The organism is Pseudomonas sp. PDM10 (assembly GCF_014852295.1).
In the GTDB taxonomy this organism is placed as follows: domain Bacteria; phylum Pseudomonadota; class Gammaproteobacteria; order Pseudomonadales; family Pseudomonadaceae; genus Aquipseudomonas.
Map to the genome: position 1 here is coordinate 374,944 of NZ_JACVBJ010000002.1, position 22,760 is coordinate 397,703.

The following is a 22,760-nucleotide window of genomic DNA, read 5'->3' on the forward strand; positions in this document are numbered from 1 at the left end:
TTTTGTTCGAGTTCCGTCCGCTGCGCGAAAAAACTACACCTCAGTGCCCTGATCACCAGAGCGATGCGGTCGCCCCCTAAACGGGTTGCTGCCGCCCTGCAGGTCTTGGAAATCTGTGCTGCGCGCTAATGCCTGCAGCGCCGCCAGCAGCAGAGCGGGTGGATTGACCATACGACGCTGTGTCAAATCCAGCCACCCGCCAGTGGATGTTACGCGAGCGGCAAGTTTACCCTTGCGGAAGAATTCGTTGCGCAGACGCATCTGGCTACCGTCTTCGGATAAACCGGCCAAGCACAGCGTACACTCCACTGAATCCAGCAGATGGAATTCGCGGAAATATTCAATCTGGTCATTAATCACCACGGGACCTATACCCAAGCGGCGAAACTCGCTCACGGGAAATCCCTGGCCAGCAAAATACGTCATGCGGACATCCACGGCCTTGTCAAGATAAGCGGTATTGCGCATATGCGAATTGAAATCCATATCGCCCCAGCCGGCGATTAGAGTCTGCTTGAACATTGTACTTCTCCGGGAAAATTACCTTTCAAGTGCGGGGGCAGGGTTTGGCGCATAACGTTGGTTTCAGGGGCCGGCTTTAGCCGGTCCCGAGCGAGTGACTTGAACCATTTGTTAGGGATGAAGACGTCAGGATGTGGACCGGGGCGACGCCTTGGATAGCGGGTGATCTAAGCTATGCCCGAGTATAGCGACAAGGCCACTCGGGCACGGCGATTCCGGCCAGGGTATTGATAGTGCGCCGCGCCAGCACTTCCCGTAGCGCCGGTGTCACTATATGGCGGTGCACATCGATCCTGCCCGCAGTCATAGCGGCTGCGATGGCGGCCTCGCTCTCTTCGACGCTGATGGTCGGGCGCATCTGAGCGCTCTCCGGAACGGAACGCGTGCCTGAAGCGAGCACGCCCGCCCCCACCAGAGCGCCAGCTCCCACTACGAATGTACGACGATTCATGACCACCTCTTGTTCTTGAAATACCGGGCCCCGTCTCGGCTCAGCGATTGCGCATGCTTTCGCCCAGGGACGCCATCGGGCCGGTCGCGGCCCGCTTGATTCGCTCGGCAATGGATTCGCCCTCGAAAATCGGCTGGGCGGTCATCACCTCATCGGTGTGGCGGTACTGCGGGAACAGGTTGAGCGCATGCCCACGACTGATGCCGTACTGGACCTGCTCCGCGAACAAGTCCGACTCAGCCAGCGTACGGCATTGCGCCGATGGAGGCCTGTTGGCCGTTCTTCTCCAGCAACATGCCTTCCAGGCGCAGGTCCAGCGCTGAGAGCTTGGTCAGCTGCTTACCCAGTACGTAGAGCGCAGAGGTGCCGGCTTCGCCAGCATCCAGGCGCATACCAGCAGGATCAGCAACGCTGGAACTGCCTGCAACGCCGGGGTGTAGACCAGGTGGTAGTAAAGGGCACCGAGCATCAGTGGGATCAGGCAGCCGGCTGCCAGCCGGCGAAGCGGTCTGATATAGAAGGCCAGCACCGCCGCCACTTCGCAAAGACCGACCGCCAAGGCGGTTCCATCGGGTAGCCCCATAGTGGTGAAGCTCTGTGCAACGGCCTGAACCCCGAGCAGTTTGGCGACCCCGGCGGCTCCAACGTACAGCGCCACCAAAGCGACAGCAATTGAATAAGTGTGGTGTTTGAACTTTTGCATGAATGCTCCTGGGCAGCGGGTAGCGCGCTGCCGGATAGGGTGGGTTAATGACGCGCCAGCAGGTCGAGTGCGACATCGACGATCATGTCTTCCTGGCCACCGACCATGCGGCGCCTTCCCAGTTCGACGAGGATGTCCAGCGTCTTGAGACCGTACTTGGCGGCAGCGATTTCGGCGTGGCGCAGGAAGCTCGAATAGACTCCGGCATAACCCAAGGCCAGCGTTTCTCGATCGACCCGCACCGGTCGATCCTGCAATGGGCGAACAATGTCGTCGGCGGCGTCCATCAAGGTGTAAAGATCAGTGCCATGGTTCCAGCCCAGACGCTCGGCGGCCGCGATGAACACTTCCAGCGGCGCATTACCAGCACCGGCACCCATGCCTGCAAGGCTGGCGTCGATGCGGTCGCAGCCCTCTTCGACGGCGGTGATGGAATTGGCCACCCCCAGGCTCAGGTTATGGTGAGCGTGCATGCCGGTTTCCGTTTCCGGTTTGAGCACCGCTTTGAACGCACGGAAACGCTCGCGCACATCCTGCATGTTCATCGTCCCGCCGGAGTCGGCCATGTACACGCACGTCGCACCGTAGCTCTCCATCAACTTGGCCTGCGCGGCCAGCTGCTCGGCCGGGATCATGTGGCTCATCATCAGGAAACCGACGGTATCCATGCCCAGTTCGCGGGCATACTCGATGTGCTGTTTCGAGACATCCGCTTCGGTGCAATGGGTGGCGATGCGCACCACCCGGGCACCGGCGTTGTAGGCCGCTTTCAAGTCATGCACCGTGCCGATGCCAGGCAACAACAAGGTCGTGATTTTGGCGTGACTGATGACATCGGCGGCGGCTTCGATCCACTCCAGATCGGTGTGCGCCGCGAAGCCGTAGTTGAAGCTGGAACCTTGCAAACCGTCACCGTGGGCGACTTCGATTGAGTCGACCTTGGCCTTGTCCAGGGCGCGGGCGATGTCCTGCATATTCTGGATCGAATATTGATGGCGGATGGCATGGCTGCCATCGCGCAGGGTGACGTCGGAGATGTAGAGTTTTTTGCCGGGATTAAAAGTCATGTTGATCTCCTCAGGCGTTCAGCATCGACTGCGCCATGCACTCGGCGGTGGCCAAGGCTGCGGACGTCATGATGTCGAGGTTGCCGGCATAGGCTGGCAAGTAATGGGCGGCGCCTTCGACTTCGAGGAACACCGAAGTCTTGAGGCCGGAGAATTTGCCGAGGCCAGGAATATTCAGCGGCGCGTCTTCAGGAATCACGTCGAACTGCACTTTTTGTTTCAGCCGATAGCCCGGTACATAAGTTTCTACTGCCGCCGCCATTTCTTCGATGGACGCCTCGACTTCGGCTGGATCGGCCGCTTCAGACAGTACGAACACCGTGTCGCGCATCATTAGCGGTGGCTCGGCCGGGTTCATTACGATGATCGCCTTGCCCTTGGTTGCACCTCCAATGACCTCGATTGCTTTGGAGGTAGTTTCGGTGAATTCGTCGATGTTGGCGCGGGTGCCGGGACCGGCGGATTTGCTGGCAATTGAGGCAACGATTTCGGCGTAGTGCACCTTGGCCACACGCGACACAGCGGCGACCATCGGGATGGTGGCCTGGCCACCGCAAGTGACCATATTGACGTTGAGCTGATCCAGGTTCTGCTCCAGATTGACCACCGGTACACAGTACGGGCCGATGGCCGCCGGGGTTAGGTCGATCAGGCGGATGCCTGGCTGGATCGAGCGCAGGAATGCGTCGTTCTTCACATGGGCGCCCGCCGAGGTGGCATCGAAGACGAATTCGATGTCCTTGAAGACGTCCATGCGGGTCAGGCCTTCAACGCCTTCATGGGTGGTGGCCACGCCCATACGTTGGGCGCGGGCCAAGCCATCGGAAGCGGGGTCGATACCGACCATGACCGCCATTTCCAGGTGTTTGGCGTTGCGCAGGATCTTGATCATCAGGTCAGTGCCGATGTTGCCGGAACCGATAATGGCGACCTTGAATTTTGTTTGGCTCATGGATGTAATCTCACAGGCTGGCCGGGTCTAAGAGCCCGGCAGAGAAGGGGGCTCAGACGAAGTGGCAACTGACTTCGCCAAGACGCGTCAGACGCAGGGTCAGGCTGTCGCCGACCGCGACGGGCGTCATCGGCCCGAGCGCCCCGGAAAGCAACACATCGCCGGCCTGCAAGGGGCGGCCCATTTGTGCCATTGTTCGCGCCAGCCACAGGCAGGCATCGAGAGGGTTGCCTAGGCAAGCGGCACCGACACCAATCGATGCCGCAGCGTTATTTTTCTCCAACAACATCCCTTCAAGTCTCAAATCCAGGGAGGACAGCCGGGTGGGCTGTTTCCCCAACACGTAGAGGGCCGACGAGGCGTTGTCGGCTACTGTGTCCACCAATGTGATGTTCCAGTTCTCAATGGCCGAGTCGACGATTTCCAGGGCTGGAACCACGTAGTCCACGGCCCGAAGCATCTCAGCCAACGTGGTATCGAGATGGGGAAGATCGCGTCCCAGAACAAAAGCGATCTCGCCTTCGGCTTTTGGCTGAATCAATTGGTTGGTCTGAATTTGACCGCCATCCACAATTTCCATGTCGGCGAACAACATGCCGAAATCGGGTTGGTCGACACCCAGTTGCTGCTGCACGGCGGCGGAGGTCAGCCCGACTTTTCGGCCTGTCAGACGACGCCCTTGGGCCAGAGCTAGATTGGTATTGATCTCCTGCACGGCATAAGCGCCAGTCAGGGTATCGACGCCGAAGGAATCTGATATCCGCGCGCAGGGTTTACGCTGTTGGCGGGCAACAGACAGGGCAGCGGCGGCGGATTGCAGCTGCGGCAAAGAAAACAGATTCATGCGCTTTTCCTCATGGCGGCGGGGAAGTTGGCCACGTGTTCGAGACTCGGTGCCCACTGCAACTGGAACTTCAGTTCAGTGATCGCAAGGTCCAGGTCGTTGGCCTTGACCATGGCAAAGGTGAATTTGTCCGGACGCACCACGGCAATAGCACCCGAGGAGAACCCCGAGCGTTTGAACCAGGCAATCATTTCACCGCGCACATCTTCGACCTCCACCAACTCGCAGGTGTTGACACGCTCGACGTTAGCGCCTTGTGGCCGTGTGCCAAACTCGAAGAGGCTGGCATAACGAGTGCCTTGCGCATCGAGCAGTTGCCGGGATGCCGCGCTAAGGTGCTTCCGCGGGTCTACTTGCAGTCCAATCAGTGCATAACCTTCGCCCAGCAAGTCATCGAGCAATACTCGCTGGCCCTTGAACGTGCGTACTTCGGGTTGCGGGATCATCGTGCCTTCAGGGGACCGCCGATGCCTGCGCGGCATTCCTAGATAGCTGTCGAGTCCATAGGTGGGTGCTGGTTTAAAGCGTCCTTCGCGAACGTAACGCCCGAGGAATGGCGTCACCAGGACTGTTTTGACAAGCAAGTTACGCAGCTGGCTGGCAATCGGATTGGACATCGAGACGAAATCTTTCATTTGCACCGAAATGTCGATCATCGCTTTGGCGTGATGAAAACGTTCGGTTCCATAGGTATCGAGCAACCGGTCGTTCGCACGCCCCTTGAGCACAGAGTCCAGTTTCCAGGCGAGGTTGTACGCGTCTCGCACCCCGGAACTCATGCCTTGGCCCATGAACTGCGGCGTCATATGCGCGGCGTCTCCGGCAATGAAGACCCGTCCTTTACGCCAATCCTTGGCGACCAGCGCGTTGAAGGTGTAGACCAGCTTGCGCTTGACGATGAATTTGTCCGGATCGACGTGTCGACTGATGAGTGCTCGCACGACTTGCGGATCCTCCATCTGCTCCTTCGTCTGGCCTGGCATCAGCATGAACTCGAAGCGGTGAAAGCGGCCGGGTTGAGGGCAGCAGACGGTAGGGCACTCGGGGTCGCAGATGAAGCTGAAGTAGGGCAGATGGCGCAATTCGTCTTCGCCTTCTTTCATTTCCAGGTCGACCACCAGCCAGGGCTCAGGAAAATTCTTGCCGCTCATGCCGATGCCTAGGGCTTCGCGCACCGTGCTGCGACCGCCATCGGCGCCGATCAGATAGCGACCGCGAAGGGTTTGCGGATCCGGGTCGACAGCTGTTTCGTTGCGTGCGTCGCTGGCATCGCTAAAGCGAAAGCTGCCGGTGGCTTGATGGGTGACGGTGACGCCTTCGTCATCCTGTTCGAACTGTGTGAGTTCGCGGCCACGGGCGATCTGAACCGTCGGATAACGCTTGAGCAAATCACTCAAGGTGGTTTCCAGCCAGGGCTGATACAGGAAGTTGATGATTGGCCAGCCATAAGGGCGATCAAGGCGCCAATACTGGCCCAGCACTTTGCCATTCGCGAGGACCCACTGAGCGGGTGTATCCACCTGCATGTTGACCGCTAGGTCGTCGGCGACCCCGGCGGCCTGCATGACACGCATGCATTCGTCATCGGTGTAGACGGCCCGGGCGTTGCCGTAAAATGTCGGCTCGCGCTCAAGCACCACCACCGACAAACCACGTTTGCCCAGTAGATGTGCCAAGGTTGCGCCGGTCGGGCCGAGGCCAGAAATAATCACATCAACGGTCTGCGTATTGTCGTTCTTGTTATTCATGCGATGCCTCTCTTACAGCGGTGAATACTCGGGGTTCAGCAGCGAGCGTACGCCGCGGGCGAAATTGCCCAGATTGGTGGAGAACTTGTGCAAGGTGCCGGTTTTCTCCGGACGGTGGCCCCAGAGGCTGATGCCTTGATAGGAGGTCGTCTGCCATTGCGCCTCGTCGACCACCAATGCATTCCAGCCCAGTTCCAGCTCAAAGCCGCTGGGGCTCATCACGTAGAACGATTGCTCGCGGTCATTGGGGTGTTCGCCGATTTCATGGGCCATCTCGAAACCCAGTTTTCGGCAACGCAAAAATGCCTCGGTGAGTTCGCTGACCGAGGTCGTCAACAGGTTCATGTGCTGGACACGAGTGCGAATCGGGTCCATTTGCAGGCCGCGCAGACGAGCAATTGCGATCGAATGGTGGCGCTCGTTGACACGGAAAAAATCGATGTCCAGCGTCAATCCTGCGATGCGTTCGACGATATGATCGCTGGTACGGGCATCAAAGATTTCTTGCCAGAAACGCCGCATCTGTTGTGGTTTGCGCGAAGTGATCGCTAGATGCCCCATGCCGGCCTGACCGGTGATAAACCCGGCATTGAGCATGTTCAGCGGTTGGTCAGTGGTCAGCGGTTCCCAGAACAGCTCAACAGCCAGGCGCTTGGGGCCGAGGACGCGCCAGAACTGCCTCACCCCCCGATGTGCTGCCGCACTCGGGTCGCTGATCTGTACTTCGATACCCAGGCGCTGCAAACGTCTCAGAACTTCATCCAGGGTTGCCTGATCACGCAGTTGCCAGCCTACGGCGATGAAGTCTTCCTGGTCTCCGCGCTGGACGATGATCCGCCGTTGGTGGGTATCCATACGAAAAGCCAGCGTTTGCTGGTCGGCACAGTCCAAGTGCAAACCGATCCCGTCCTGGAGCAATGAGCGCCATTGCTCCAGGCGATTGGTTTCGATCAGCGCATAACCCATGCTGCTGGCGCCGAAAATGTTCAGGCTTTCTCTGTTTGCCATTGATTGACCCTCCATCCGGGCCAGTCAGCGTGCGGCGTGGCAAGTGAGGAATGCTGCGGTCACTGCGTTGAACTCATCCGCGCGCTCCCATTGGACCCAGTGACCAGTTTTGCTGAACAGATAAAGGCTGCAATCAGGCATACGGCTACGCAGTGCTTCACCGCCATTGGGGCGATTGACTTTGTCTTCGGTACCCCAGAGCACCAGGGTGGGTACCTGGCATTGTTTCAGGCGTGGATCGCGGGTGAAGTCCCAACGGCGGAAGTTGGGGATGCCTTGGGGTTTGCGCAGTGGCGGTGCGGCGATTACTTGCGGATCGATACTGGCCTGGTAGCGCTCCAGGATCATTGCGTCGCTGACTTTACTGCCGTCATAGACCAGGTACTCGCGAATGAAGCGGGTGATCTTCTCCAGTGAGGGGCCTTCGTATGAGTAGTAATCGAGCAGAAGCTTGAGGCCGGGAGTAGGCAGACTTCGTGTCGTATTGACGCCACCGGGGCCCATTAACACCAATGCCGAAACCCGACCTGGTGCATCGAGCGCCATTCGCAGGGCACACGCCCCGCCCAATGAATTACCAACCAAATGAGCGCTGCTTATTTCCAGGGTGTCCAGCAAACCGAGCATCGCACCGGCCAGGTCTCCGAAAGGGTCCTTGCGATCCACACCTTTTGTGGACTGGCCGTAGCCAGGCATATCGGCGACGATTACTCGAAACCGCCGAGATAGTGCTTCGATGTTTTGCGAGTAATTGGACAGACCAGATGCACCAGCACCACCACCATGCAGCATGAGCAATGGATAGCCGGTGCCCATTTCACTGATAAAAATTTGCCGACGGCCGACTTGTACCGTGCGGGAAGTCAAACCTGGGAGGGATTCTTTATTTGTCATTGTCAGCTCCTGTCGTAAAGCGCGCCGTCTGATTGCGGTAAAAATCGCGATAAGGTAGCGCTTTCGATCAAAAACTATCACCAAAGTATAAAAATGAACATATGTGTTCAAATATATTTTTGAGCGAAGCAGGGTGTCAGACGGATGGCAGTGATAATGAAACGAAGGGCGAGCGGAAGCTCGGGGGAGGCGCGAGTCGAGCGGGGCCTCCTTGATTGCGAGACGAGGCCTCTACAGGAATGAAGAAGGGGTCACACGGGCAGTGGTGGTAATTCCATGATAGCGATGACTCGTGCCTCCTCTGCCGGCACGCCCAGTGCCCGGAGCACAAGCTCCGCCATGTCGGAGCCGGCGTCTCTCCAAGTCTTGTGTCCTTGCACAACCAGCAAGGTGGCAATCAAGACGCTACCGCCGATCATGCCCATCACTGACGGCAGTTGCTCCTGCCGGAAGCTGTACGTTTCGGACGCCAAACCGCTGAGTACATCTTGCATTGGTGGGCCGCTCCACATTTTTTGCAGCGTTAAATTGCTGGCGGCATAACGCACGATGAAGCTGCCCCAGTGAGGTTCCTCATGAGCCCGACGAATATAAAAGCGAATTCCATTGGCCAGACGTTCGGCTGGTGGAGTGTCAGGGCTAGCACTCCTGGCAACCCTGTCATTCATCTCTGCGCTAAGGTGGCTGGCCACATCCTCGAATAGCGACTCGACAGAGGCAAGATTGTTGTAAATCGTGCCGCGGGCAACGCCAGCGATCTGCGCGAGTTCACTGACATTGATCTCTTCGACGCTTTTCTCGGCGAATAGCTGGATGGCTGCATCGTGGATTCGTTTTTGAACGCGACTCAGCTTCAAGGGGAAGCACTCCAAAACAAGTAATAATGCATTGAACAGCTGCGTTCAAAATAAATCAACACTGGCGTTTGGTAGGATTGACATATTTGAACAACGGTGTCCAATATTGGACCAAGGATGTGTTTTAGCCCTACCGCCACACTGAGCGCAGGGATTCAGTCGCTCGGTCGAAACCCAGCCAAGAGTATTACCATGTCAATCAAGCAAGGTCGTATCGATGTCCACCACCACATCATCCCGCCATCCTTTGTTGGAACTATGAGCGCTAGGGGGCTGCATAAGGTCGCTGGAGCCCCCCTACCGAGCTGGACGCCGGAGAAATCGATTGAAGTGATGGATGCGAATGGGATCGAGCGGGCAGTCACTTCGCTGTCGGCGCCAGGCGTGCATTTTGGTGGCGGTGTGCAGCAGGCCAATGTACTTGCTCGCAGTTGCAACGAGTTCGCCGCAGATATGCGTTCCCGCTATCCCGCGCGGTTTGGTAATTTTGCGGTGCTCCCCATGCCTTTTACTGAAGCTGCCTGTGCGGAAGCAATATATGCGCTGGATGTCCTCAAGGCCGAGGGCGTCGTGCTACTAGGCAGTACCGATGGGGTGTTTTTAGGGGATTCGCGGTTTGACGAGTTGATGGCTGAACTTGATCGGCGCAAGACGGTAGTGTTCGTGCATCCAAACATGCACGAAACTAGCGAGAGCATTGGGCTTCAAACCCCCGGTTTTCTAATTGAGTTTCTATGTGATACCACTCGCGCGGCAGTAAACCTGATCCTAAGTGGAACGATGGAGCGTTACCCTGGCATCAATTGGATCCTCGCTCACTCCGGCGGCTTCTTACCTTTCGTGGCTTGGCGTGTCTCATTGGCGAATGCTTTACCGGAGTTTCAGAACGCTGCTCCTCAGGGAGTTATGACCTACATACGTCGTTTTTACTTCGACACAGCCTTATCTCCGTCGCGTTTCTCAATGGCAGCCCTTAAAGAATTGGTTGAGCCATCGCACATTCTGTTCGGCAGTGATTTCCCCTTCGCGCCGGCGCCCGCCACTGCGCTGCAATGTCAGACGCTGGACAGTTCGAATATGTGGTCTCCGTCTATTCAGCACGGAATCAATCGCGGTCATGCCTTGAGCCTATTCCCGCAGTTTAAACAAGCAAATGAAGTCGTCTCACCTGCGCCCATCTACGAGGGCGAGTCGTTCGCACAACGCTTTAGACGCAGTCTGACTCGACCAATGGGCGCCCTCGCCGAGCGTATGCGTAATCGCTGATTTTTACTTATATGATCATCATTGACTTTATTTGAACATCATTGTTCAATCGTGTCGTGCGGGCTATCCATTCCCGATGAGTCAAAAAAATAATAAGAGCTTTAGCCATGAAAATAAGAAATCAGCTATGCGCGCTGGGGCTGTGCCTCACGTCTACTCATCTCCTGGCCAATGGCCTGCAAATTAACGAACAAAGCATCAGCTCTGAGGGAAAGGCTTATTCCGGCCGCGCCTCAGACGTTCAGGATGCCACCGTCGTCTACGGCAACCCTGCGGGCATGTCGAAACTGACGGGTGAACACGTCAGTGGCGGTATCAGTATTATCGACGCCAACACTCGTATCAGTTCCGTAAACACGTCGGTGGCAGGTACTTCCCGCGGGGATATGGTGCCTAGCCCCATTGTCGTGCCGTCGGGGTTCTACACGCTGCAACTCAATCAGGATTGGCATGTCGGGTTCGGTGTTTACGCCCCCTTTGGCGGTTCGACCGATTACGAAAGCAGCTTCCAGGGACGCTACCGCAGTTCCCGTACCCAAGTGAAAGTGGTGACGCTGCAGCCGACAGTGAGTTACCGGATAAGTGATCGCTTGTCGGTAGGTTTCGGCCCGACGATTAACCACATCGAGGGGCTTCTCGAAAGCAAGATCGATAACCGGGCAGTGAGAGGGCAGAGCGATGGCACGGTCAAGGTGACGGGCGACGACACAGCGCTGGGTTTTAATGTGGGCATCATGTTCGATCCGTTCGATGACCTAACGCTGGGCCTGACCTATCACTCAAAGGTTGATTACACCCTCGAAGGCAAGACGAAAGTGTCTGGAGCCAATGGCCTGCTGGGATCGATTCCGGCGCTGGGCCTGCCAGGGCTCAATGGGAAATATGATGCGAGTCTGGACTTCACCACGCCGGAAACCGTTGATGCTTCAGCGACCTGGCGCTTCAACGATCGGCTGGATTTTTCTGCCGGTGCGCTGTGGAGCCGGTGGAGCCGGGTGCCCGAATTGAATGTCCAAAACGCTGGGGTGCCACGCAACTATGCCGCATTCGACTCGATTGTCGAAACCCTGAAGTGGCGTGACACCTGGTCCTTTTCGACAGGCTTGTCCTACCGCCTGAACAAGCAATGGAAAATTCGTACCGGTATCGCTTACGAGCCGACTCCCATGCCTAACCAGTACACCTCCACCCGAGCACCTACGGGGGATCGGAAAATCTTCACGCTGGGTTTGAACTGGCAGGCTACCGAGCAAATGTCTTTGGATCTGGGGTACGGATATATCCATGAGGACACCGTTAAAGTTTCCCAACCCACTACTCAAGGCGGCTTGCGTCCGGGTTACAGCGCAAAGTATCAGAACAGTATCAACGGGATCGGTTTACAGATGAACTATGCGTTTTGAACGTGAACAAGTGCCGCTTCGTAACACACTGAACTGACCCACCGTTAATGCACCAGCGCGGCCTTGTTAATTAAGGTTGATGGCTAAGCTTTGCCCGCGAAACGGCTACGGAGAACAGTAAAAATGATTGGCCATACCGCTTTTCCTCATACTGTACTGGCGACGCCACAACCGGTGCGTCACCCAAAAACCTCCGTTAAGGCCGCCAGCCTCGCCTACTTGATTTTCGAGCGGTCGGACCTCGATAAGGCCGAGCAATACCTGACCGATTTTGGTTTGATCCTCGCACTGCGTAGCGATGACCAGTTGTACCTGCACGGCACCGGCCCGGCACAGCCTCCAGATCGGGACTGGATGGAGCCGCCCCTATGACGCGACGCTAATCCTCAAGTAATACCGATCGAAATAATCCGAACACCGGCCATTGCCCCGAGCACTGGCCAGTAGGACCTGCTGCGCCCAAAAAACCGCAACAGGTCGGCAACACCTCCACAAAAACAACAAGAGGTAGTGAAGGTTATGATGCGTAAACCTCCAACAGGGCGACAGCTCTATTTGCCGCTGACCGTCGGTCTTGCAAGCAGCATCACCGCACCCGTGTATGCGGTGAACTTCAGTATTGGCGAAATCCAGGGGCAGTTCGATTCGACGCTGTCGGTGGGCGCCAGTTGGGCGTTGCGCAACCCTGATCCGGAGCTGTTGAACAGCCACAGCGCCGATGATGGCAAACGTAATTTCGGCAAGGGCGACACCTTCTCGAAAGTGTTCAAAGGCATTCATGACCTCGAACTGAAGTACGGCGATTCCGGCATATTTGCGCGCGGTAAGTACTGGTACGACTTTGAACTCAAGGACGAAAGCCGTCTGTTCAAAGACATCGATGACAGCAACCGCAAGGAAGGTGCGAAGGCAGCTGGTGCGCAGCTATTGGACGCTTTTGTTTACCATAATTATCTCATCGGCGATTTGCCCGGTACCGTGCGTGTCGGCAAGCAAGTAGTGAGTTGGGGCGAGAGCACATTTATCCAAGGCGGTATCAACTCGATTAACCCTATCGACATCGCCGCTTTCCGTCGTCCAGGTGCGGAGATCAAAGAAGGGCTGATCCCGGTCAACATGTTTTACTTGTCGCAGAACCTGACCGAAAATCTTACGGCCGAAGCATTCTATCAGTTGGAGTGGGACCAGACGGTCATCGACAACTGCGGCACGTTCTTCTCGCAGAACGATGTATTAGCCGATGGCTGCGGTGGATTACCGGTTGGGCCTATTCTCGACCGAAGTGCCGCAGCACAAGCCGCAATGCGCCCGTTAGGAGTCAATCTGACTTCAGAAGGTATCGAGATTCCCCGCGCCGGTGACCGTGATGCCCGAGACAGCGGCCAGTTCGGCGCTGCGCTACGTTGGTTTGCTCCAGAGCTGGACAGCGAATTCGGCGCTTACTTTCTCAATTACCACAGCCGTCAACCGTATATCAGCGCCGTCACCAGCCCTCATGTAACGGATGTGGGGTTTGCGCCGCAGCTGTGCGGTAATCTCGGTGTGCCGTTGGCCGGTTGTAATCGCTTTCTGGGCAGCGCCACCGGCCAGCAACTGGCCCAAGCCTATCGCCTCGGTACCTCGAAGTACTTCGCTGATTACCCCGAAGACATTCGTCTATATGGTTTGAGTTTTAGCACCAGCTTGTCTACCGGCACAACCTTATCTGGCGAAGTCAGCTATCGGCCAAATATGCCACTGCAAATCAACGCCGTAGACTTGATCAGCGCAGCGATTGGTGTTCCGGCAGCTTCACCTGTGTTGTCTTCCGGTGCGGTGACCTTGGCCAACAGCAGCGATGTCAGTGGCTACCGACGCAAAGAAGTGACCCAGGCTCAAGTCACCGCAACGCACTTTTTCGACCAAGTCATGGGTGCGGATCGCCTGACCCTGATCGCCGAAGTGGGCGCTACCCACATCGGAGGGCTGGAAGGTAAAGGTGGTTTGCGTTACGGTCGCAGCACTGCTTATGGTCAAGGTCGGCTGTATCCAAACAACAGCCTGTGCACCAGCAACAGCGTAACGCCGAACAACTGCAACAACGATGGCTTTGCTACCAGCAACTCCTGGGGTTACCGCGCTCGGGCGATCTGGGAATACAACAACGTCATCCCGGGGGTTGAGCTACGCCCCAACCTCGCCTGGTCACACGACGTTTCCGGTTATGGGCCGGAGCCAGGCTTCAACGAAGGCTCCAAAGCAATCAGCGTCGGCCTTGATGCCACCTACCTGAATACCTACAACGCTAGCCTGGCATACACCGATTATTTCGGTGGGGATTACAACGTCAATATCGACCGTGATTTTCTCGCCCTGAGTCTCGGCGTCTCCTTTTGAGTGGAAGCAACCTAATGAACACAACAGCATTGCTCCGTTTTAACTTCGCCATCGTCATCGCTTTGATGGCCAACAGCGTACAGGCGGCGGTATCGAGCGTTGAAGCGGCGAAACTGGGTAATACCCTGACTCCAATAGGTGCGGAAAAAGCTGGAAATGCCGATGGCAGTATTGCGCCATGGACTGGCGGTCTTGCCAAGAATGCTGGTGAGGTTGGCGCCAACGGTGCACTGAGCGATCCGTTCAATAGTGAGAAACCCCTGTTCACCATCACCGCGCAGAATGCTGCGCAGTATCAGGAGAAACTCACCCCCGGTCAGTTGGCAATGCTTAAACGCTACCCCGGCAGCTATCGCATGCAGGTATACCCAAGTCACCGCAGTGCGAGCCTGCCGGACTCCGTCTACAAAGCGATTGCCAACAATGCGATAAACACGCACCTGATTTCAGGCGGTAATGGTTTGGATAGCTTTGATATGGCTACACCTTTCCCCATTCCGCAAAGCGGTTTGGAAGTGGTGTGGAACCACCTTACACGCTATCGCGGCGGCAGCGTCCGGCGAACGCACGTACAAGCGACGCCGCTGGCAGATGGTACCTTTATGCCGGTGTACTTCGATCAGCAGTTCACCTACCGAGACCAACTCAAGGACTTCGATCCGAAAAATCCCGGTAACGTGTTGTTCTATTACAAGCAACTAGTCACCGCGCCAGCGCGCTTGGCCGGTGATGTAGTGCTGGTTCACGAAACGCTCGATCAGGTTAAAGAGCCACGCATGGCCTGGGTATACAATGCGGGTCAACGCCGTGTGCGTCGCGCGCCACAAATTGCTTACGACGGTCCTTACCCCGCGTCGGATGGCCAACGCGTGGCGGACAACCTGGACATGTTCAACGGCGCACCAGATCGCTATGACTGGAAGCTGATGGGGAAAAAGGAAATCTACATTCCCTACAACAACTACAAACTGGACTCCCCGCAACTGCAATACAACGACGTAGTAAAGGCTGGGCACCTGAATGCTGACTTCACCCGCTATGAACTCCACCGTGTATGGGTAGTGGAGGCGACGTTAAAGCCGGGAGAACGGCATCTCTACGCCAAACGCGTGATCTATGTTGACGAAGACACCTGGCAGATCGTATTGGCTGACCACTACGACGCTCGCAACACTCTGTGGCGAGTGGCTGAAGGCTTTATGACGCCGATCTATGACAAGCAGATTCCTTGGTTGGGTGTGGAAGCGTTGTACGACTTGATCAATGGCCGCTATATCGTTTCAGGCCTACGCAACGAAGAAAAAAAACCAATGGAAATCGGCTTTAAAGCCCTCGGAGCGGACTACACACCAGCAGCCTTGAGAAGTGCTGGGGTTCGCTAACAAACCTGCTACAACCTGACGCTACTTCGTCGACAGCCATAAGCCTGAGACCTCGCCGCCACCATAACTGGCGGCTTTTTTTGCCAACTAAATGTTGGCAGCCCCGTACTGCTGCAGTCTTCCACTCCCAATCAGATAGACCTATGATTTTAATATCAGATAGATCTAACTACCACAACGCTCCGGATCATAGCGATTGCCTCGGCTTCGGTGTCGAAGCGAAACAGCGGTGCCAGCGGGCCGAAGGTCTCATCCCGGGCCACCAGCATGGCCGGGGTGACGTCGCCGAGCACCGTGGGTTCGAAGAAGTTGCCGCCCAGCGCGTGGGGGTTACCGCCGGCCAGCAGCGTGGCGCCCTTGGCCAGAGCGTCGCTGATGTGTTCTTCGACCTTGGCCACGGCTTTGGCGTTGATCAGCGGCCCTTGTTGAGCGCCTTCGGTCTCGGCCCGGGCGACCTTGAGGGCGTTGACCGCCAGTACCAGGCGTCGGGCAAACTCGTCATAGACACTGTTCTGCACTAGCAAGCGATTGGTGCAGACACAGGTCTGGCCGCTGTTGCGGAATTTCGAGCCGAGCGCACCTTCCACCGCGGCATCCAGGTCGGCGTCTTCGAAGACGATAAAGGGCGCGTTGCCGCCCAGTTCCAGGCTGACTTTCTTGATGGTTTGCGCACACTGGGCCATCAGCAATTTGCCGATACCGGTGGAGCCGGTGAACGAGAGTTTCTGCACCGCTGGGTTGCCCGTCAGCTCGGCACCGATTTCCCGTGAGCGGGTGCCGGTGACCACGTTCAGCACGCCGGCCGGAATTCCGGCGCGTTCTCCGAGTTCAGCCAGCGCCAGGGCCGACAGCGGGGTTTCCGACGCCGGTTTGAGCACCACGGTGCAACCGGCAGCCAGCGCCGGCCCGACCTTGCGGGTGATCATCGCATTGGGGAAATTCCATGGTGTGATGGCCGCAACAACCCCGATGGCCTGTTTGATCACCACCAGCCGCCGGCCTTGCTTGTCGTGAGGAATCACATCGCCGTAGACCCGCTTGGCCTCTTCGGCGAACCACTCGATAAAGCTCGCGCCATAGGCAATTTCGCCGCGACTCTCGGTCAGCGGTTTGCCTTGTTCCCAACTGAGCAGGCGGGCCAGGTCTCCCTGATGGGCCTGATCAACTCGAACCATTTGCGCAGCACGTAGCTGCGTTCCTTGGTGGTCTTGCCGCGCCAGGCGGGCAGGGCCGCCTGGGCCGCAGCGATGGCGCGGGTGGTTTCGGCCTGGCCGAGGGAGCTGACTTGGGCGATGGTTTCGCCATCCGCCGGGTTGGTCACCGCGAAACGGGTGCCGTCATCGGCGTCGATCCATTGGCCATTGATGTAAGCCTGTTCGCGCAGCAGTTTCAAATCATCAAGTTTCATCGGACTTCTCGAAAAATCAGTACACGCCGCCGGAGCTGGTGGGCACCGGGGCATCTTTGAATTTGGCGGCGAGGGTTTGCAGGCCGCGCATCAGCACCGTGGTGTCGACACCGACTGCTACGAACGCTGCGCCCAGCTCGATATAGCGCCTGGCAAGTGTCTCGTCGGCGCTGAGAATGCCTGCAGCCTTGCCGACCCTCTGTATCCGGACAATGGCGTCTTCGATAGCAGCCTGAACCTCGGGATGCCCAGGATTGCCGCGATGCCCCATGGACGCACTCAAATCTGCCGGGCCGATAAACACCCCGTCGACGCCCTCGACCGCGGCAATGGCATCCAGGTTGGCCAGGCCTTCGCGGTTCTCGATCTGCACCAGCAGGCACATCTGCGCGTCGGCCTGATCCAGGTAACCGGGAATACTGTTCCAGCGCGACGCACGGGCCAGAGCGCTGCCAACACCGCGTATGCCTTGGGGCGGATAGTGAATTGCGCGTACCAGTTCGCGTGCCTGCCCGGCGCTTTCGACCATCGGGACCAGCAAGGTCTGGGCGCCAATATCCAATACTTGCTTGATTAACGCGGTATCGCCGATCACCGGGCGAATGATTGCCTGGCTTGGGTAGGGCGCGACGGCTTGCAGTTGACTGAGCATGCCGCGCAAGTCATTGGGCGCATGTTCGCCGTCGATCAGTAGCCAATCGAAACCGGCATTTGCGGCCAGCTCGGCACAGTAGGCGTCGGCCAGGCCGAGCCAGAGGCCGATCTGTGCTTCGCCGCTTTTCAGACGTTGCTTGAAACGGTTGATGGGCATGTCCATGGAACTGTCCTCCAGAGGTCAGACGAAGCGACAGGAAATCGAACCCAGCATGTCGTAGTCGACATGGAAGGTATCGCCGGGGTTGGCCGCCACCGGGCGGGTGAAGGAGCCGCCGAGAATGATCTGACCCGCTTCAAGGGTAACGTCGTATGCGGCCAGCTTGTTCGCCAGCCAGGCCACGCCTTTGGCCGGATGATTGAGCACCGCTGCGGAAACCCCGGACTCTTCGATCACTCCGTTGCGGTACAACACCGCCGGTACCTTGCGCAGGTCGATCTCGGTTGGCCGCACGGCGCGACCGCCCATGACCACACCGGCGTTGGCGGCATTGTCGGAAATGGTGTCGAACACCTTGCGCGTCGCTTTGGTCTGCGGGTCGACTTGCTGAATCCGCGCGTCGATGATCTCCAGTGCCGGGATTACCCACTCGGTGGCATCGAGCACGTCGAAGATCGTGCAGTTCGGGCCTTTGAGCGGCTTACCGAGGATGAACGCCAACTCCACTTCCACCCGCGGCACGATAAAGCGTTCGAAAGGAATGTCAGTGCCCTCGTCGAAGAACATGTCATCGAGCAGCGCACCAAAATCCGGCTCGGTGATGTTCGAGGACACTTGCATGGCCCGTGAGGTCAGACCGATCTTGTGCCCGACCAGCTTGCGCCCGTCCTTGATTTTCTGTGCGACCCAGGCGCGCTGGATGGCATACGCGTCTTCCATCGTGATAGCCGGGTGATCGAGGGAAAATTGTCGGACCTGCTCCCTGGAGCGTTCGGCCCGATCCAGTTGTGCGGCGGCGTGAAGGATTTGCTGTTGGTCGAGCATGACGAAGTTCTCTTATTGTGGATTGACGATGGCCGCATTGGTGCGCAGCACCAGGAAGCCGCCGAGAGCGATTAACAGCGCCAGGACATACAGGGCCAGGCTGGCGCTCTGAGTGGTGTCGCGCATCCAGCCGATCAGATAAGGCGCGAGGAACGAGGCGATGCTGCCGAACGAGCTGATCAGTGCGATCCCTGCGGCCTGGGTGCCGTTGGACATAAAGGCCGGCGGCAGTTGCCAGAACATCGGCAATGCGGCACTGGCGCCCATCCCGGCAACGATTAACCCGCCCAGCACCAGCAGCGGATTGCCCGGAGCCAGTCCCGCCATGGCGATACCGGTGGCAGCCATCAGCAGTGGCACACAGAGGTGCCAGCGGCGTTCGCGATTACGGTCGGAAGAGCGTCCGCAACCGATCATGAAGAAGCAGCCAGCCAGATAGGGCACAGCACTGAGTAGACCGACCTTGCCGTCGCTGCCAATCCCCGCGCCGTGGATCAGTGTCGGCATCCAGAAGGCCAGGGTGTTGACCGCCAGCATCACCGCAAAATAGATCGCCACCAGCAGCCAGACCTGCGGGTCGCGCACAATGCCGCCGAAGGAGGTGATGGATTTACGTTGTTCTTCGCTGCTCAGTTGCGCGCGCAGTTGTTGTTTCTGCGCGGGGTTGAGCCACTTCACGACTTCGAAGTAATCCGGCAGGCACCTGAGAACCACCAGCCCCAGCAGGACCACTGGCGCACCTTCGATCAGGAACATCCACTGCCAGCCGCGTAGCCCACCGAAGTCATGGAGGTTTTCCAGAATTGCACCGGACAGCGGTCCGCCGATCACCCCGGCCATCGGCACGGCAATGGCGAATAGCGCGGTGACTTGAGCCCGGCGACGGGCCGGATACCAGCGATTGAGAAACACCAGGATCCCGGGAAAGAAGCCGGCTTCGGCCACGCCCAGCAGAAAGCGCAGGACATAGAAACCGCTGGAGCTTTCGATCCACAACATGCTGGTGGAAAGCACGCCCCAGACCACCATCAGGCTGGCGATCCAGCGCCGTGGCCCCACTCGATCCAGGGCCATGTTGCTCGGTACGCCGAACAGCGCGTAGGCAATGAAGAACAGTCCGGCTCCGAAGCCATAGACGGTGTCGCTGAAGTGCAGATCGGTACTCATCTGCATCTTGGCGAAGCCGATGTTGATCCGGTCCAGATGGGCGAACAGGTAACAGATCAACAGCAATGGCATCAGGCGCCAGGTAATGGTGCTGTGGGTGCGATCGTGTGCGGCAAGGGTGATGCTGTCAGCGGTATTGGCTGTGCTCATGATGTTGTACTTTTTGTCTGAGTGGCCGTTGACGGAAGGAGGGTGTGAATCAGCCCACCTGGTTCTTCAAGAAGGCATGCACGTTGTTCTGCTTGAAATTAAGTTCGGGGTGCAGTTCGATCATCTCGAACGACAGCGCCAGCAAGCGTTGCGACTGCAGCTCGGCGAAGTGTTCGGTGATCACCTTGAACAGCGTTTCGGCGACGGCTTGCCGGGTCTGCAGATCCCGTCCGTGACCGACCTTGAGGGTCATATGGACGAAGGCGTAATCGTGCTTGCCGTCGGCCATGCGCCAGGTGTCAAGGCGCACACCGCGACTGCGGATGCCGCCCTGGGGAAATACACCGCTGTCTCCCAGAATGGCGTGAACCTTTTCGAACAGCGTGGGCAAGTCCGCTTGCTGCTCGATGTTGTCGGTGTATTCGGCGATGAAATGCGGCATGTGTGTCTCCCTGGCCGCGAGCAACCTTCAAGCTGCCCGCGAGCGAGTGTCAGAGGGGGAAAATGGCGTTGATCTGGCCGGTGCCGGAGCTTCCGAAGGGCTCAGTGATGATCTCGGCAGGTTTGTTGTATTCCGGCCCGCCCAACAGTCCGAGGAGCATCGCGGTGTCGTGCATCTTGCCTTCGCCGAAGCAATGCTCGGCGTAGTCCGGGAGCATCGCGCAGAACTCCTTGAAGCGCCCTTGCTTCCACATCTCGACCACGTGCAGGTCCATCTGTTTGTCGAACTCGCGGGTCCAGTTGTGGATGTTGGCTTCGGCTTCGCGATTGTCCGAGAAACGATGGGACAGTGATCCCGAGGCCAATACCAGCACCTTGCGGTCGCTCTTCTCGATGGCCCGACGCACGGCGGCGCCGAAGGCAAAGCTGTCTTCCAGCCGGTGCCAGGCGCACCAGGCGGCGATGGAGATCACGTCGAACTTCTGCTCGTCGGGTACGCCCATGTGCATGTAGCGCATCGGCACCAGAGTGCCGTATTCCAGCTCCAGGCTCGGGATGTTGTGAGCCATGGTGCGCACGCCGGCCTGATTGGCCTCGGCGGCGATCAATTCGCCCAATTCCGGGCAGCCTGGGTATTCGTACTCCATATTCTTGATGAAGTGCGGGAGTTCATTGCTGGTATAGATGCCCTTGAAATGCTGGCCGCAGTTGACGTGATACCCGCTGTTGACCAGCCAGTGCACATCGAACACCACGGCGGTGTCGGCGCCGAGTTCGCGGGCGCGACGGCCGATTTCCTTGTGCCCGGCAATCGCCGCTTCGCGACAACCATGGTGCTTGCCGGGCATCTCTGACAGGTACATCGACGGTACGTGGCAGATCTTCGCGGCCAGGACGACTTCGCCCATGATGATTCTCCTGAAATTGTTGTTGTTTGGTTCAGTCTGGCAGTTGTCAAAGCTTGTGATGGGCCGATGCGCGACCCATTGCTTTGCTGTCTTCGTCAGCCGTTACCGGCGGTTTAGATGCCCCAACGCGGGATGTGATGACTGCCCATGGAGATGCAAACGTTCTTGATCTCGGCGAACACTTCGAAGCTGTACTGGCCGCCTTCACGACCGGTACCGGAGCCTTTCACACCGCCGAACGGCTGACGCAGGTCGCGCACGTTCTGGCTGTTAATGAACACCATGCCGGCTTCGATGCCATAGGCCAGACGATGCGCTTTGCCGATATCCTGGGTCCAGATATAGGACGCCAGGCCGTATTCCGTATCGTTGGCCAGTTGCAGGGCTTCGGCTTCGTCCTTGAACGGGATCAGGCAGACCACCGGGCCGAAGATTTCTTCCTGGGCGATGCGCATTTTGTTATTCACATCAGCGAACACCGTCGGCTGAATGAACTGCCCGCGATTCAAGTGTGCCGGCAGATTGGCCGGACGTTCCAGGCCACCGGCGAGGAGGGTGGCGCCTTCTTCGATGCCGATCTTGATGTAGCCGGTGACCTTGTCGTAATGGGCCTGGGTAATCATCGAGCCGACCTGGGTTTTCGGGTCTTGCGGGTCGCCGACGATCAGGCGTTTGGCACGCGCGGCAAACTCGGCGACGAACTGCGGGTAAACGCTTTCCTGGATGAAGATCCGGCTACCGGCGGTGCAGCGTTCACCGTTGAGCGAGAAGATGGTGAACAGCGCCGCGTCGAGGGCGCGTTCCAGATCAGCGTCTTCGAAGATCAGCACCGGCGACTTGCCGCCCAGTTCCATGGAGTACTTTTTCAGGCCGGCGGTCTGCATGATTTTCTTGCCAGTGGCGGTACCTCCGGTGAAGGAAATTGCGCGCACATCCGCGTGCCGAACCAGGGCGTCGCCGGCGGTAGCACCATAACCCTGGATGACGTTGAGCACGCCATTGGGAATGCCGGCTTCGACGGCCAGGCGGCCCAGTTCATTGGCGGTCAGCGGCGACAGCTCGGACATCTTCAGCACCGCAGTATTACCCAACGCCAGGCATGGCGCGGTCTTCCAGGTGGCGGTCATGAACGGTACGTTCCATGGCGACACCAGGGCGCAGACTCCTACCGGCTGATACAGCGTGTAGTTGAGCATCTGGTCATCGACCGGGTAGCTGTGCCCGTCCATGCGTGTGCAGACTTCGGCGAAGAAATCGAAGTTGTGCGAGGCACGTGGGATCAACACGTTCTTGGTCTGATGGATCGGCAGACCAGTATCGAGGGTTTCCAGTTCGGCCAGACGCGGGACATTCTGCTCGATCAGCTCGCCGAGCTTGCGCATCAGGCGGGCACGTTCCTTGGCCGGGGTGTTGGCCCACTTGGGGAAGGCTTCCTTGGCGGCGGCCACGGCCTGAGCAACTTCTTCGGCGCCGCCGCTGGCGACTTCGCCGATGGCCTCACCGGTGGCTGGATTGTAGTTGACGAAAACGTCTTTGCTTTCGACCTCGCGGCCGTTGATCCAGTGTTTGATCAT

At 58.0% G+C, this 22,760-nt stretch carries 22 protein-coding genes and 1 pseudogene; 5 read left to right on the top strand and 18 right to left on the bottom strand.

What is annotated here, in order from left to right:
• Positions 1–33: 33 nt before the first annotated feature.
• The 11 genes from IB252_RS08245 to IB252_RS08295 form a co-directional block, all read right to left on the bottom strand.
• Positions 34–522, bottom strand: coding sequence for a thioesterase family protein (locus IB252_RS08245; RefSeq protein WP_007929174.1), 489 nt, complete (start codon positions 520–522; stop codon positions 34–36).
• Positions 523–1,013: 491 nt separating this feature from the next.
• Positions 1,014–1,202: a hypothetical protein gene (locus IB252_RS08250; protein ID WP_192408072.1), complete on the bottom strand. Its 189-nt coding sequence runs from the start codon at positions 1,200–1,202 to the stop codon at positions 1,014–1,016.
• Positions 1,203–1,209: 7 nt separating this feature from the next.
• Positions 1,210–1,365: a hypothetical protein gene (locus IB252_RS08255; RefSeq protein ID WP_225607407.1), complete on the bottom strand. Its 156-nt coding sequence runs from the start codon at positions 1,363–1,365 to the stop codon at positions 1,210–1,212.
• A complete protein-coding gene (locus tag IB252_RS08260) occupies positions 1,305–1,676 on the bottom strand; it encodes a DoxX family protein (RefSeq protein ID WP_192408074.1) in 372 nt (123 codons plus the stop codon). Before IB252_RS08260 ends, IB252_RS08255 begins: the two co-directional genes overlap by 61 nt.
• Positions 1,677–1,720: 44 nt before the next feature.
• Entirely contained in the window at positions 1,721–2,743 is a 1,023-nt protein-coding gene (gene dmpG / locus IB252_RS08265; RefSeq protein ID WP_192408076.1) for a 4-hydroxy-2-oxovalerate aldolase, read from the bottom strand.
• Between the two features lie 10 nt (positions 2,744–2,753).
• Complete coding sequence (locus tag IB252_RS08270; RefSeq protein WP_192408078.1) at positions 2,754–3,695, bottom strand: acetaldehyde dehydrogenase (acetylating); 942 nt, start codon at positions 3,693–3,695, stop codon at positions 2,754–2,756.
• 52 nt (positions 3,696–3,747) lie between these two features.
• Entirely contained in the window at positions 3,748–4,539 is a 792-nt protein-coding gene (locus tag IB252_RS08275) for a 2-keto-4-pentenoate hydratase (protein WP_192408086.1), read from the bottom strand.
• On the bottom strand, positions 4,536–6,287 hold the full coding sequence (locus IB252_RS08280; RefSeq protein ID WP_192408088.1) for a bifunctional 3-(3-hydroxy-phenyl)propionate/3-hydroxycinnamic acid hydroxylase: 1,752 nt from the start codon (positions 6,285–6,287) through the stop codon (positions 4,536–4,538). The genes IB252_RS08275 and IB252_RS08280 overlap by 4 nt, the downstream gene beginning before the upstream one ends.
• A 12-nt stretch (positions 6,288–6,299) precedes the next feature.
• Positions 6,300–7,295 (bottom strand): VOC family protein, encoded by a 996-nt coding sequence (locus IB252_RS08285; RefSeq protein ID WP_192408090.1) that lies wholly within the window; start codon positions 7,293–7,295, stop codon positions 6,300–6,302.
• Positions 7,296–7,319: 24 nt separating this feature from the next.
• Complete coding sequence (locus IB252_RS08290) at positions 7,320–8,189, bottom strand: alpha/beta fold hydrolase (protein ID WP_192408092.1); 870 nt, start codon at positions 8,187–8,189, stop codon at positions 7,320–7,322.
• Between the two features lie 251 nt (positions 8,190–8,440).
• A complete protein-coding gene (locus tag IB252_RS08295) occupies positions 8,441–9,046 on the bottom strand; it encodes a TetR/AcrR family transcriptional regulator (RefSeq protein ID WP_192408094.1) in 606 nt (201 codons plus the stop codon).
• Between the two features lie 192 nt (positions 9,047–9,238).
• Here IB252_RS08295 and IB252_RS08300 point away from each other — a divergent pair, with 192 nt between their 5' ends.
• The 5 genes from IB252_RS08300 to IB252_RS08320 all read left to right on the top strand — a co-directional run bounded on the left by IB252_RS08300 (position 9,239) and on the right by IB252_RS08320 (position 15,473).
• Positions 9,239–10,312: an amidohydrolase family protein gene (locus IB252_RS08300; RefSeq protein ID WP_192408096.1), complete on the top strand. Its 1,074-nt coding sequence runs from the start codon at positions 9,239–9,241 to the stop codon at positions 10,310–10,312.
• Positions 10,313–10,419: 107 nt separating this feature from the next.
• Positions 10,420–11,715, top strand: coding sequence for an OmpP1/FadL family transporter (locus IB252_RS08305; protein ID WP_192408098.1), 1,296 nt, complete (start codon positions 10,420–10,422; stop codon positions 11,713–11,715).
• Between the two features lie 123 nt (positions 11,716–11,838).
• The gene (locus IB252_RS08310; protein WP_192408100.1) at positions 11,839–12,087 is read left to right on the top strand and encodes a hypothetical protein; all 249 of its coding nucleotides are present in this window, start codon (positions 11,839–11,841) and stop codon (positions 12,085–12,087) included.
• A 147-nt stretch (positions 12,088–12,234) separates the two neighbouring features.
• Positions 12,235–14,091 carry a DUF1302 domain-containing protein gene (locus tag IB252_RS08315; RefSeq protein ID WP_192408102.1) on the top strand — a complete coding sequence of 619 codons (1,857 nt, stop codon included), beginning with the start codon at positions 12,235–12,237 and terminating at the stop codon, positions 14,089–14,091.
• A 14-nt stretch (positions 14,092–14,105) separates the two neighbouring features.
• Positions 14,106–15,473, top strand: coding sequence for a DUF1329 domain-containing protein (locus IB252_RS08320; RefSeq protein ID WP_192408104.1), 1,368 nt, complete (start codon positions 14,106–14,108; stop codon positions 15,471–15,473).
• Positions 15,474–15,661: 188 nt separating this feature from the next.
• On the opposite strand, the pseudogene IB252_RS08325 reads toward IB252_RS08320, so the two are convergent.
• The 7 genes and pseudogenes from IB252_RS08325 to hpaE all read right to left on the bottom strand — a co-directional run.
• Positions 15,662–16,881 (bottom strand): annotated as a pseudogene (locus IB252_RS08325) (NAD-dependent succinate-semialdehyde dehydrogenase); the annotation flags it as partial.
• A gap of 16 nt (positions 16,882–16,897) precedes the next feature.
• Positions 16,898–17,698, bottom strand: a complete 801-nt coding sequence (hpaI, locus tag IB252_RS08330) for a 4-hydroxy-2-oxoheptanedioate aldolase (RefSeq protein ID WP_192408106.1) — start codon at positions 17,696–17,698, stop codon at positions 16,898–16,900.
• Between the two features lie 18 nt (positions 17,699–17,716).
• Positions 17,717–18,520, bottom strand: a complete 804-nt coding sequence (gene hpaH, locus IB252_RS08335) for a 2-oxo-hept-4-ene-1,7-dioate hydratase (protein WP_192408108.1) — start codon at positions 18,518–18,520, stop codon at positions 17,717–17,719.
• 12 nt (positions 18,521–18,532) lie between these two features.
• Positions 18,533–19,837, bottom strand: a complete 1,305-nt coding sequence (locus tag IB252_RS08340) for an MFS transporter (protein WP_192408110.1) — start codon at positions 19,835–19,837, stop codon at positions 18,533–18,535.
• Positions 19,838–19,886: 49 nt separating this feature from the next.
• Entirely contained in the window at positions 19,887–20,279 is a 393-nt protein-coding gene (locus tag IB252_RS08345; RefSeq protein ID WP_192408112.1) for a 5-carboxymethyl-2-hydroxymuconate Delta-isomerase, read from the bottom strand.
• Positions 20,280–20,328: 49 nt separating this feature from the next.
• The gene (hpaD, locus tag IB252_RS08350; RefSeq protein ID WP_192408114.1) at positions 20,329–21,186 is read right to left on the bottom strand and encodes a 3,4-dihydroxyphenylacetate 2,3-dioxygenase; all 858 of its coding nucleotides are present in this window, start codon (positions 21,184–21,186) and stop codon (positions 20,329–20,331) included.
• 113 nt (positions 21,187–21,299) lie between these two features.
• Positions 21,300–22,760, bottom strand: a complete 1,461-nt coding sequence (gene hpaE / locus IB252_RS08355) for a 5-carboxymethyl-2-hydroxymuconate semialdehyde dehydrogenase (protein ID WP_192408115.1) — start codon at positions 22,758–22,760, stop codon at positions 21,300–21,302.

What these genes read in the sequence shown, in the direction of transcription:
- IB252_RS08340 (WP_192408110.1), bottom strand. Translation starts at nt 19,837, where the DNA reads ATGAGCACAGCCAATACCGCTGACAGCATCACCCTTGCCGCACACGAT.
- IB252_RS08315 (WP_192408102.1), top strand. Translation starts at nt 12,235, where the DNA reads ATGATGCGTAAACCTCCAACAGGGCGACAGCTCTATTTGCCGCTGACC.
- IB252_RS08285 (WP_192408090.1), bottom strand. Translation starts at nt 7,295, where the DNA reads ATGGCAAACAGAGAAAGCCTGAACATTTTCGGCGCCAGCAGCATGGGT.
- hpaI (WP_192408106.1), bottom strand. Translation starts at nt 17,698, where the DNA reads ATGGACATGCCCATCAACCGTTTCAAGCAACGTCTGAAAAGCGGCGAA.
- IB252_RS08290 (WP_192408092.1), bottom strand. Translation starts at nt 8,189, where the DNA reads ATGACAAATAAAGAATCCCTCCCAGGTTTGACTTCCCGCACGGTACAA.
- IB252_RS08255 (WP_225607407.1), bottom strand. Translation starts at nt 1,365, where the DNA reads ATGCGCCTGGATGCTGGCGAAGCCGGCACCTCTGCGCTCTACGTACTG.
- IB252_RS08310 (WP_192408100.1), top strand. Translation starts at nt 11,839, where the DNA reads ATGATTGGCCATACCGCTTTTCCTCATACTGTACTGGCGACGCCACAA.
- IB252_RS08280 (WP_192408088.1), bottom strand. Translation starts at nt 6,287, where the DNA reads ATGAATAACAAGAACGACAATACGCAGACCGTTGATGTGATTATTTCT.
- IB252_RS08245 (WP_007929174.1), bottom strand. Translation starts at nt 522, where the DNA reads ATGTTCAAGCAGACTCTAATCGCCGGCTGGGGCGATATGGATTTCAAT.
- IB252_RS08305 (WP_192408098.1), top strand. Translation starts at nt 10,420, where the DNA reads ATGAAAATAAGAAATCAGCTATGCGCGCTGGGGCTGTGCCTCACGTCT.
- hpaH (WP_192408108.1), bottom strand. Translation starts at nt 18,520, where the DNA reads ATGCTCGACCAACAGCAAATCCTTCACGCCGCCGCACAACTGGATCGG.
- hpaE (WP_192408115.1), bottom strand. Translation starts at nt 22,760, where the DNA reads ATGATCAAACACTGGATCAACGGCCGCGAGGTCGAAAGCAAAGACGTT.
- IB252_RS08275 (WP_192408086.1), bottom strand. Translation starts at nt 4,539, where the DNA reads ATGAATCTGTTTTCTTTGCCGCAGCTGCAATCCGCCGCCGCTGCCCTG.
- IB252_RS08345 (WP_192408112.1), bottom strand. Translation starts at nt 20,279, where the DNA reads ATGCCGCATTTCATCGCCGAATACACCGACAACATCGAGCAGCAAGCG.
- IB252_RS08300 (WP_192408096.1), top strand. Translation starts at nt 9,239, where the DNA reads ATGTCAATCAAGCAAGGTCGTATCGATGTCCACCACCACATCATCCCG.
- IB252_RS08270 (WP_192408078.1), bottom strand. Translation starts at nt 3,695, where the DNA reads ATGAGCCAAACAAAATTCAAGGTCGCCATTATCGGTTCCGGCAACATC.
- IB252_RS08320 (WP_192408104.1), top strand. Translation starts at nt 14,106, where the DNA reads ATGAACACAACAGCATTGCTCCGTTTTAACTTCGCCATCGTCATCGCT.
- hpaD (WP_192408114.1), bottom strand. Translation starts at nt 21,186, where the DNA reads ATGGGCGAAGTCGTCCTGGCCGCGAAGATCTGCCACGTACCGTCGATG.
- dmpG (WP_192408076.1), bottom strand. Translation starts at nt 2,743, where the DNA reads ATGACTTTTAATCCCGGCAAAAAACTCTACATCTCCGACGTCACCCTG.
- IB252_RS08260 (WP_192408074.1), bottom strand. Translation starts at nt 1,676, where the DNA reads ATGCAAAAGTTCAAACACCACACTTATTCAATTGCTGTCGCTTTGGTG.